At 43.1% G+C, this 9,211-nt stretch carries 6 protein-coding genes; 1 reads left to right on the top strand and 5 read right to left on the bottom strand.

Annotation, left to right across the window (positions count from 1 at the left end; all coding sequences use genetic code 11):
* Positions 1 to 11: 11 nt before the first annotated feature.
* Genes AAC147_RS12270 through AAC147_RS12255 form a run of 4 tightly spaced genes read right to left on the bottom strand, consistent with a single transcriptional unit; the run spans position 12 to position 6,825 of the window.
* Complete coding sequence (locus AAC147_RS12270; RefSeq protein WP_047681391.1) at positions 12 to 1,793, bottom strand: ABC transporter ATP-binding protein; 1,782 nt, start codon at positions 1,791 to 1,793, stop codon at positions 12 to 14.
* Positions 1,780 to 3,594 carry an ABC transporter ATP-binding protein gene (locus AAC147_RS12265; protein WP_047681389.1) on the bottom strand — a complete coding sequence of 605 codons (1,815 nt, stop codon included), beginning with the start codon at positions 3,592 to 3,594 and terminating at the stop codon, positions 1,780 to 1,782. Before AAC147_RS12265 ends, AAC147_RS12270 begins: the two co-directional genes overlap by 14 nt.
* Positions 3,584 to 4,831, bottom strand: a complete 1,248-nt coding sequence (locus AAC147_RS12260) for an MFS transporter (RefSeq protein ID WP_047681386.1) — start codon at positions 4,829 to 4,831, stop codon at positions 3,584 to 3,586. Before AAC147_RS12260 ends, AAC147_RS12265 begins: the two co-directional genes overlap by 11 nt.
* Positions 4,828 to 6,825 (bottom strand): TonB-dependent receptor, encoded by a 1,998-nt coding sequence (locus tag AAC147_RS12255; RefSeq protein ID WP_052189526.1) that lies wholly within the window; start codon positions 6,823 to 6,825, stop codon positions 4,828 to 4,830. Before AAC147_RS12255 ends, AAC147_RS12260 begins: the two co-directional genes overlap by 4 nt.
* 295 nt (positions 6,826 to 7,120) lie before the next feature.
* On the opposite strand from AAC147_RS12255, the gene AAC147_RS12250 reads away from it, so the two are divergent.
* Positions 7,121 to 8,101, top strand: a complete 981-nt coding sequence (locus tag AAC147_RS12250) for a helix-turn-helix transcriptional regulator (protein ID WP_047681454.1) — start codon at positions 7,121 to 7,123, stop codon at positions 8,099 to 8,101.
* Between the two features lie 165 nt (positions 8,102 to 8,266).
* Here the strand turns inward: AAC147_RS12250 and fabI are convergent, their stop codons facing one another.
* A complete protein-coding gene (fabI, locus tag AAC147_RS12245; protein ID WP_047681383.1) occupies positions 8,267 to 9,055 on the bottom strand; it encodes an enoyl-ACP reductase FabI in 789 nt (262 codons plus the stop codon).
* Positions 9,056 to 9,211: the final 156 nt, after the last annotated feature.

Genomic DNA, 9,211 nt, shown 5'->3' with positions numbered 1-9,211 from the left:
AATGAATATTTCTAGATGGATGTCTCGGATAAATGTTTTGGTTGTAAATGCCAATGCTCTTCTGAACCAAGATGATTTTTCCAGAGAGATTGATAAAGGGGACAACGTTGTAGTAATTCGTCATGGGTTCCACTATCACACAGGGTTCCATGATCCATGACCAATATCTGATCAGCACGAGTTATCGTGCTTAGCCGATGAGCGATAACAAAGACAGTTTTATTCTCGGTAAGAGAATAAAATGCTTTTTGTATCAATCGCTCATTTTCAGGATCTAGTGAAGCGGTTGCTTCATCCAGGAATAAAACAGGAGACTGTTTTAAGATAGCGCGAGCAATGGCAAGACGCTGGCGTTCCCCGCCGGATAATGTACCGCCATCTACACCTAAAAGGGTGTCGTATCCTTGTGGCAGAGCCATAATTGTGTCGTGAATATTGGCAAGACGAGCCGCTTGCTCCAATTCCAACTGAGTGGCATTTGGATCCCCTAAACGGAGATTATTTGCGACAGTATCCTGAAATAGTGCGGTTTCCTGAAATACCATTGTGACAGTGTCATACAGTGCCTGAGTTTGGTAATGATGGATGAGATTTCCACCCAGACGAATTTCACCTTTGTCTAGCTGATAGAAAGAGAGCAATAAATAAGCCAGCGTAGATTTACCGCTGCCGCTAGGTCCCACAATGGCGGTCATACTGCCTTGTGGTGCATGGAATGAAACGTTTTGGATAGCGGGTTGACTAGTACCCGGATAACTAAATGAGATGTTGTTAACTTCAACATCATATTGAGCAGGAGAGGCTAATAGCCCAGAAACTTGCGTTGCAACCGCTTCGATCTCGACAATATGTGTTTCTCCCACTTGTGTTAATGCAGTTACATTGAGCAGGGGAATAATCCCGCGCAAGGGGGTTATCGTGGCAAACAGCAGTAGGATTGTGATGAGCATTTCGGAAAGGGTGAGCGTTTCCGGCGCGTGGAAGCGCAGGGCTCCAGCCAGTATCCCTATAACTACACTGGTATCAATGACGATGTAGAACAGACTCAATAGTGGTATGCTTTTGAAGACTCCTCGGCGGAATGCAATACGCAATTGTTCAATTTCTTGGTTAAAGCGTTGTTCTACTGTTGTGGTCACCGCCGCTGCACGGATAAAGGCCATACCTTGTGCATATTCTACAATCGCTTCAGATACGCCAGCCATCATAGCGGCCCGTCGTCGCAAGATTTCATTGAGTTTTTGACGGATCGCGACCAGAATAAGTAATCCAACCATCAATACCAACAGCGCACTGCCAGCTACAACCCAATCGAACCAAAATAAAGCCAGATAAATGAGCGCCAGCATCATAATCTGACAGGTAATTTGTGGGGTAGTATAGGCTGACTGATTTTCTTGCCATTGCACATCTTCGGATAATGTCAGCGCTATTTTTCCGGCACTTAAACCTCGAACTGTCGCGACCGACATATTCACAAGCCGTTGTAACAGAGCGCGCCGGATCTCGATACCCAATCCATAAGCGGCAATGGTGAGTTTACGCAGTGCGCGGGACATAAACGTGAACCGCAACAACAGTAAAATAATCGATAACACTAGAGTGATAAGCGGCAGCATATCAGTGCCACTTTCTTTCAGATGACGATCCTCCAGATGTGTGATAGCCCAAGCTGCGATGGCAAGTTGAGCAATGATTGCAATGGTATCAAGCTGTTTATATAACAAGCCAATGAACCAAACCCGTTGCAGTTTCGGGGACAAATGTTGCTGGAGACGATTAAATAACCCCATGATAATTTACTCCTGTTCCGGTATTTTCTCCCCGCCAAGCAGCCCACTGTTTGGCATAGGCACCTTGCTGTGTGATCAATTCATCATGGGTGCCTTGTTCAATGATTTGTCCTTTATCCAAAACCACGATTTGATCAAGATGGCGAATGGTTGGCAGGCGATGGGCAATAACAATTACTGTCTTATTCTGCCCTGTTTGTGTATGACATAGTGCATTGAGTGCTTGTTGCATCTCTTTTTCACACTCTGGATCGGCATAGGCGGTCGCTTCATCCAAGACAAGAATTGGCGCATTTTTCAGGATAGCGGCGGCAACGGCGATACGCTGCTTTTCTCCCACAGACAAGCTGATACCGTTGTTCAGTACTGTGTTGTAACCCTGTGGTAACTGTTGAATAAATTGGTGTGCTTGAGCTGCGATAGCTGCGGCTTCAACCTCAGCCTGGGAAGCATTAGGACGGGCCAAACGTATGTTATTAGCTACCGTATCGTTGAACAGGAATACCCGCTGGAAAACAAAAGAGATGTTATTGCGCAGGGTGAGTTCATCCATATTGCGAACATCAACACTACCAACAGTAATTTTGCCTTGTTGTGGATCCCAAAGACGAGCAATTAAACTGGCTACTGTGGATTTACCAGAACCACTGGCGCCTACCAGAGCCATTGAGCTTCCAGCTGGTACGGAAAAGGAGATGTTATTTAAGGCATTGTCCTGCCCATTTTGATAGGAGAAACTGACATTATGCAAAGTCACACTGTTATCAACAGGTGGATGGCTTTGAGAACATGGTGCTAGTTCAGGTTGGTTTATTAACCAGTGATAACGTGTGATTAATGCTTCTTGTTGTTGCAAGCGGGTCATTACAGCGAACATGGAGGAAGCAATATTGCCGAACGCCATGGCAGCCAGAATAAAGAAGGTAAATTCAAATATCGAGATTTCTTGTTGGTTAAATAACCAGATTGCCAAAGGGAGTACAAACAGTAAATTGGCACTGGATAGGACAAAAAAACGGCTGGATTTGACCTGCACTTTTTCGACCCAAACATCAATAATACGTGTCAGAGCGGTAAATGCTTCTTCGGCACGCTGTAGCGCAATATTGCCGCTTGAATAAGTTTTTACCACGGGGATTGCATTGATAACCTCTCCCATCGTTGATGCAATGCGATTTTGGGCTGCGTAAAAGCGCTGAGTTGTGGTTTGAACTTTCATCTGAATATAGATGAACAGTAGACAAGCGCCTAGAGTTGGAGCGAATGCAGCCAATGCCAGTCGCCAATCGATAGTCAACATGACGCTCAACGCGATCAGCGGGCCGAACAAGGTTGCTGACATTTCTGGAATAATGTGAGCAATCCCATCTTCGAGCTGTTCGACGTCATCTAACATCATCTTTTTGATTTCAGTACTGTCAGTTAGCATAAAGAAGCCCAGAGGAACGGACTTCAATTTATTACTGATCTTACGCCGAACATCAGCCTGAACGTCGGCGGCGATTAAATGAGAAACAAACGTTGAAGCGCTGAAAGTCAGCATTGCGGCAAAAGTAGAGCTTAATAATATGACGCCGTAACTCAGGAGCGCGTCATATTGCCCGTCATAGATGGATTGAGTAATTAACCCGGCAACCGCCGCCGGCAAAATTTGCAGGCCAGCGGAAACAATGGCAAGTGCAATAGCTACATAACTCAGAGCACGGTATGGGCGCATCATATTCCACAATGCTTTAAGAACACCGGCATCAGCGGCACGTTGCTCTGGCGAATTCTGGACAGATGAGTCGTTACTGAACATAGGTGTTTTCCTTTTGGAAATCGTGGCATTTGCGTAATGTCCAGAATAGGCCAGCGAGGGTGAAGAGCGATGCGAGAGCGAAAAGGGAAGAATAGCCCGCTTTGGTAACAATCAGCCCACCGACCACTGAACAGATGATCGCAATGCCCATGTCTGCCGATTGCATCAAAGCAAAATCCACACCAGATTGAGTGCTTGCTGCCAGAGACATCATCTGAGTGTATAAGGCAACAAATTTGGCCGCAGTGATTAACGTGATGAAGACATATGCGGCTGAAAGCAAAGATACGGAGGATTCTGGTTGTTGGGCAAGCCAGAAAATCCCCATCAGCACCATACATTCAAGCAGCATAAAGCTCAGTAGCGTTTGCATGGCGCCTAATTTACGTACCAGAACACCGCCAAACAGGACACCTGATAATCCGGCTAATGCACCACCGCTGGCGGCAATAATGCCCAGTTGAGTTAAATCGACTCCACGATCGACCAAGAATGGGGAGAGCATACTGAGTGACAAGCGTGTACCAATCATACATAACAGGATTAAAATCAGTGCCTGTTTAACCGGAGTACGGCGAAATGCACTCTTGAGGGATGGAGGAACGGTAGCCTTTGAAACATCTGATTCTCTCTTCCCCTGCGTTTTTCGGATAAACAAAATAGGCAGTGACATCAAGAGAATCACCATGGCTAATACGCCTGCACCAATGTGCCATCCATACAGTGAGGTCAGATATAAGAACAGGCCACTACCGATAATGGCTCCCAGGTAACCGCCGCCAACCTGCATCACATTGCACCAGGGGCGATGCTGTGGTGATAATCGATCAATGGCTTGACCATCTGTGGTGGTATCTACGACAGTCAGGCAAAATGTTATCAGAAATAGTACCGCGATAATTAACGGCATATGTTCGGCAGGTTTTGCCAATGACATTAAGCTGAAAAGAAGAAAAATTAAAATATTACCGCAGAGCATGATGCGGCGGGGATTGGTATCCCCTGAACCTGATTTACGGTAACGCTCTACAATTGGTGCCCAAAGGAATTTGCATGCCCAAGGTAACATTAGCAGATAAAGTAATCCTATTTTATCCGGTGTTACACCATGACTGCGCAGAAATGCAGGCATGCTTTGTAACGTTAACATACCAATGGTACTTTGGATGGTGTAAACACCAGCCAAAGTCAGAAGCAGTAACGAGACATGACGGGAATTTGAAATATTGTGCGTCATAATGCAATGCTCACATCCAGCCCAACATTCAAGCCCTTACTCATCATACTGAGCGTATGACCTTTCGAGAAACTAGAAACACGGTACTTTTTATTGCCCAGGTTTTCGCCATAAAGTTTAATATTGACACCATGAGCCATCTCTAAACTTAATGAGGCGTCATAGAGAGTATATGCCCTTTGTTCAAGGGTATTCGCTTCATCAAAGTAGCTTTTTGAATAGTGACGGGCACCAGCATTGACATAGAGATTTCCTGGCAAGAATGTCTGTTTAATCAGATAGTCGATACCTGCATTAAGCATGACATCTGGAGCATAAGGCAGACGTTTGCCATTGTAACTTACGCCAGTTATTGTATCGGTTGCATGAGTGAAATTTGATTTACCAACGCTACCACCAAGAGAAAATCTGAGCCCCTGCATTGGCTTGATTTGGCTACTCAGTTCAATACCTTTACTTTCTGCTTTTCCGGCATTGCGAATAGATTGCATGCCAATGGGCCCAACATAAATCTGTTTGTCTTTTGAATAGATATAATAAATCGCGCTGTTTAATGTCACGGCATCATCAAAGAATGCGCTATTCCAGCCGAATTCATAATTGTCTGAAATTTCGGTATCGTAAGGTTTTCTATCCTCGGCAGAGGAAATAATGTTATTGAAGCCGCCGGGTTTATAACCTTTAGTGGCAGAAACATAGAAACGGGTATCAGGTGTAAATTGCCAGCCCAAAGCCGCTTTAGGTGTAAATTCATTGTTGGAAACTTGATTATCAAAAGCGTCGATTGTCATCGTGCCAGAACGACCTGAATAGGTTATCTGCGATTTTTCATGTGATAAACGCCCGCCAAGGGTCAGATCCCATTGAGAAGCCAGCGGTAATTTAACCTCACTAAACAGCGCCAGTGATTTTGTCTTAATTGTGTTTAGGGAATCGCTATAGTAGCCAGGATAAGCACCAACCAGATGTTTACTACTTTCATCTGAGAACCAACCGCCAAGAACACTGGTTATTCCATTTGAATAGCTGGAATTTAAACGCAATTCTTGGATGGTGGCATGGTGTTTCTCTTTCCATTTCCCTCCGATGAAATTACGGAAAATATCGCGATCCTGATAGGAAGTGACACTGGTTAATGCACTGTTACCGAAATCATATTCAGCCTTCAGTGCATAACTGTTGACTCGCCGTTTTAAATCAGGAATAGGGTCATTGTACTCTTTCCGGCGGAATTGCTCGTCGGTTAAATAAAGCTCTTCATGTGAATTGAGATCTTCGTGAGCAAAGCTAAGTTCAGCACTGAAAGGTGAATCATCTGGTGCGAATGTCAGTTGGCCTTTACCTAACCAAGTTTTACTGGAGTCAATGCTTTTACGATTTGGTGCATCAATTTGCCCTGGTTCTTTTACCCAGCGTAGGCTCGTACTGCCATAAAGAATGCCTTCGATAAGGGGCGTTGATCCGCTGAATGAACCACCTTGCTTCAATTTAGAATAATGACCAGACAAGTTAAGCCAGGGGCCTTCTTTAGGGGAACGGGTAACAATATTGATAACTCCCGCTTGGGCGTTTCCTCCGTATAAAGTGCCTTGAGGTCCACGTAATAATTCTACGCGTTCTACATTAATTAATTCTTGAGTTAGGAATTGGTGATCCTGCGGCACACCATCAACATAAATTCGAACAGAAGGTGAATAATAATCAGGTGAACTGATACCCCGAATTGTTGTTGCCGAATAGGTTCGGTTACCGCGAGATCGAATTTGTAAACCAGGGAAAGCACGTTCAAGATCCTGCACTTGGGTAATTCCCGCTTGCTCAAGTTCTTCGCCAGTTTTAACCAAAATGCTGCCATTAATTTTATTTAATGCTTCTTTCTGTTTGTTAGCCGTCACGATCAAAATATCTTTTTTCGCTTCAGAAGCATGTTCAGCCCAGGCTACGGGTGTAATTAAGCAACATAAGACAGACGCTTTAGCATATTTTTTTTTCATATAAGTACTCGTTATGCCCTTTCAAATCATGTTTTACAAAAATCAGGTATGGTAAAACGAAAAAGTTTATCAGGGAGACTAACGGGAGTAGAGAAATAGGGCTAACGGGATAGGGACAAAAGTAGCGCGATAAGTACTATTGATAATAATTATCATTAATGATAAATTGCGTGATATTTACATTATGTGTATATATAAAATAAAAGTATAATGAATTTAGCACGCACAATATACTGTTTTTATTGTGGAAATAGCTTTTGAAATGGAATCTGATGCTAATTTTACAGGGGATCTCATGAAGACGATTTATAGCGAGAAATTGTGCATTTTCACTGCTGGTCATTGCAATTACACACATCCACCGATGGTGGAAAATAATATAAATCCTCCATTACTCACGGAGGAATTATCTGACGGAATTCATATAAACCGTATTCGTCTCGACCTTAACAAAGATTTAACAGAATATTGTGAAGGACCGCCAACGGTATCAATTGCTTTTATTCTAAGTGGGAAAGGAAAAATGGCGATTGAAAACGGGGATATTTTAGATATTAATCCGGGAACAATGATATTTTTCTATTCACCTAAAAAAACACGAGGTATGAATTTCTTTGGTAGTGGAAAATGGCATATTCTCGATATTCGTTTTTCTCTGAACGAAATTGAATCTCAGGAATTGCCATCTTTTACCAAATTAGCCACTAGTTTTGAAAAAAATGTTAGTTATAGTAACGTATTAATGATGGCTGGTCCTATTCATCCGCCATTTATGCAGATAGTCAATCAAATAGAAGAATGTCAATTACATGGTAACGTCCGCAAGGTTTATTTAAAGGCAAAAGCGTTAGAAATTCTCGCGTGTGTGACGGCTCAAGTTTATGATTGCCAATATAATGCAATTAACAACTTACAGCGTCGTGCTGTTTACAATGCAATAAAAATAATTAATAGCGATTATCATTATCCCTGGACAATAAAATCATTATCAAGAGCAGTAGGTTTGAATGAGCGGAAATTAAAAGAGGGGTTCCGAGCGGTTGTTTTTCGTACCTTCCATCAATATCTGGAAAATGTTCGTATGACCACAGCAGAAGATTTATTGAAAAAAGGGATGAGTGTTATTGAAGTTGCTACAGCGGTAGGTTATTCCAGTCCAAGCCATTTTTCTAAACGTTTCCGGCAACATTATTTGATCAATCCGAAAGCATGGCAGACAAAATATGCTGTGAATCATACAATAATGACAGAATATATTGCAGCAGGAAGTCAATAGAAGGGTTGATCATGACAACAATTTGTTGATTGATATTATAGTACCCTCATACGGAAACTATAATAGAATATTTCTCCTTGCGGCTGTAGTAATAGGAAAGAAGAGATAAGTTCAGAGATAATACCCCCTCTGAACTTATTTCTTTATATCAACAAATTACCGAAATTATTTCAATTCCAGTTCATTCATGGCTGCGATGCTAAACCCACCATCAACATGCAGGATCTCACCAGTAATACCGCCAGCCAGATTAGAGCACAAGAATGCAGCAGCATTACCCACGTCTTCTGTGGTAACGGTACGACGGATAGGCGTGACAGATTCACAGTGTGCCAGCATCTTACGGAAGTCTTTGATACCAGACGCGGCCAGAGTGCGGATTGGGCCTGCGGAAATACCATTAACACGAACACCTTCAGCACCCATAGCGTTTGCCATGTAACGTACGTTTGCTTCCAGAGATGCTTTTGCTAATCCCATAACGTTGTAGTTAGGGATTGCACGCTCTGCACCTAAATAGCTTAAGGTAAGCAGGGCCGAGTCAGGGTTCAGCATGCTGCGACAGGCTTTTGCCAACGCAACAAAGCTGTATGCACTGATATCATGTGCAATTTTGAAGCCTTCGCGATTGACGGCATTGACATAATCACCGTCAAGTTGTTCAGCAGGTGCATAGCCGATAGAGTGAACAAAACCGTCGAATTTAGGCCATACTTTACCTAGTTCAGCGAACAATGTGTCGATACTTTCATCTTTAGCCACGTCGCATGGCAGAACGATATTCGAATTCAATGAAGCAGCGAATTCTTCGACACGAGGTTTCAATTTGTCATTTTGGTAGGTAAAAGCCAGTTCAGCACCTTGATCGTGCATTGCCTTAGCAATTCCATAGGCAATAGACAGTTTACTGGCGACGCCAGTGATTAGAATGCGCTTGCCGGTCATGAAACCCATAGCAGTTCCTTATTGTTCTTAGTGTTCAAAATACCAAAGTTAATATTATAGAATAATAATATACTCACTATAACTAGGGTATTCATTGTTAATAAACGGGTATGATTCTACCACGCTGGAAAAAAATGTGGTGAGTTTCCACTGCTGTTCCGATCA

It is taken from the genome of Xenorhabdus sp. NBAII XenSa04, assembly GCF_963866145.1.
Classification (GTDB): Bacteria; Pseudomonadota; Gammaproteobacteria; order Enterobacterales; family Enterobacteriaceae; genus Xenorhabdus; species Xenorhabdus indica.
This window is presented reverse-complemented; position numbering and strand designations above follow the sequence as displayed.

Excerpts from the sequence above, each read along its gene's own strand:
- AAC147_RS12265 (WP_047681389.1), bottom strand. The coding sequence starts at position 3,594 with ATGTTCAGTAACGACTCATCTGTCCAGAATTCGCCAGAGCAACGTGCC.
- AAC147_RS12270 (WP_047681391.1), bottom strand. The coding sequence starts at position 1,793 with ATGGGGTTATTTAATCGTCTCCAGCAACATTTGTCCCCGAAACTGCAA.
- fabI (WP_047681383.1), bottom strand. The coding sequence starts at position 9,055 with ATGGGTTTCATGACCGGCAAGCGCATTCTAATCACTGGCGTCGCCAGT.
- AAC147_RS12260 (WP_047681386.1), bottom strand. The coding sequence starts at position 4,831 with ATGACGCACAATATTTCAAATTCCCGTCATGTCTCGTTACTGCTTCTG.
- AAC147_RS12250 (WP_047681454.1), top strand. The coding sequence starts at position 7,121 with ATGAAGACGATTTATAGCGAGAAATTGTGCATTTTCACTGCTGGTCAT.
- AAC147_RS12255 (WP_052189526.1), bottom strand. The coding sequence starts at position 6,825 with ATGAAAAAAAAATATGCTAAAGCGTCTGTCTTATGTTGCTTAATTACA.